Origin of the sequence: Emticicia sp., assembly GCF_049241225.1 — a bacterium.
In the GTDB taxonomy this organism is placed as follows: domain Bacteria; phylum Bacteroidota; class Bacteroidia; order Cytophagales; family Spirosomataceae; genus Emticicia.
In genome coordinates, this window is the sequence record NZ_JBMLRC010000388.1 from 1 (window position 1) to 1,297 (window position 1,297).

Consider the following 1,297-nt stretch of genomic DNA (forward strand, 5'->3'; position numbering starts at 1 on the left):
AATCCTTCTTTAAAGCCCATTTCGATTACTTTTTCGAGGTCAGAAAGGCTTTCATATTGAGCTACTATTGTCACTAATGTTTTATCGTTAGATACTGCCGTAAACGAATTTGTCCATTGTGTTCGGGGCATATCCATATTTACTGCACCGTTTTCATCACAAAAAGCATCTAAACCTGTATAACTCTTCTGTATATCAATTTTTAGATAATCGTTTTTGCACCAATGTACCTCACCTGTCGGACCAACCATGCAATACAACCACATGCCACCCTCTCTAAAATCCATTGATTTGGTTTTGGTTTGATAGGGCTTTGGTGCCCACCATTGGTCAAGAATTTCAGGATTTGTCCAAGCCTCCCACACCAATGCAAGGTCGGCGTCAAATTCTCGCTTTACATTTACAGTATTGTCAGCTTTGTTTACGGCAAAGTCAAAAAGTAATGCTGTTTTCATTTTTCTTATCTTTAATTGTTGTTAATACTTCGTCTAATTGATTAAAACGGCTCGCCCAAATCTTCTTGAATTGTTCTAACCAGTGGTCTATTTTTTTCATTCTAATTTATTAATGAAACCGTTTGGTTGCAAATATATGTGCAACTATTTAGTTTCGCAAAATTCTTTTTCAATTTTTTTAGATTTTAAGAACGAAATAGAAATTTTCAGTTAAAAAAATGCGATAACTATTTGTAAATGAGCTAATTGGACAGAGCATCAATGATTTCTCTAATTCGCTTTTCTTGGGTAGGTATAGTTTTAGCGGCTTTCAAACCATAGAGCATGAGTTTCTGTTTTGATTTGCTTTGAGCTTGGAATTTTTGTTTTGAACCTTCATTTTTACTAAATGCCAACTCCAAAATCTCAGGAATTTCAAGTGCTTCTATGCTATCGAGGAGAGTCCAAGAGCCATTTTGTTTAGCTATTTCTACACTTTTTAAGCCTGCTTCGGTCATTAAACCATCTGCAATCAATTGCTCTATTTTATCTTTATTGACTCTCGACCATGTGCTTTTGGCCTTACGTTTGGTAAAATATTGGCGAGAAGTTTCGGTATCAATTTTTACATGTTTACTATCAATCCAACCATAGCAAAGAGCAACATCCACGGCTTCCGACCAAGAAATAGTGGGTTTTCCCGATTTTTTTGTATAATACATAAGCCAGATAGACTGCTGAGTAGTATGATTTTGTTCAAGCCACTCTCTCCAAGCCGAAACGCTGGTTGGGTAGAATATTTCTATTTCTTGATTTTGCATGAAAAGTAGTTTTACGATAATCGAACTTAAAGTTAATTATTT

The 1,297-nt window shown here is 35.3% G+C and carries 2 protein-coding genes; both read right to left on the minus strand.

Translation table 11 applies throughout. The features are described from left to right. The coding region (locus ACOVO2_RS20240; RefSeq protein ID WP_421771721.1) for an SRPBCC family protein at positions 1–455 on the minus strand (455 nt) is incomplete at its 3' end. A gap of 242 nt (positions 456–697) precedes the next feature. Further along, positions 698–1,255, minus strand: coding sequence for a YdeI/OmpD-associated family protein (locus ACOVO2_RS20245; protein WP_421771722.1), 558 nt, complete (start codon positions 1,253–1,255; stop codon positions 698–700). Positions 1,256–1,297: the final 42 nt, after the last annotated feature.

What these genes read in the sequence shown, in the direction of transcription:
- ACOVO2_RS20245 (WP_421771722.1), bottom strand. Translation starts at nt 1,255, where the DNA reads ATGCAAAATCAAGAAATAGAAATATTCTACCCAACCAGCGTTTCGGCT.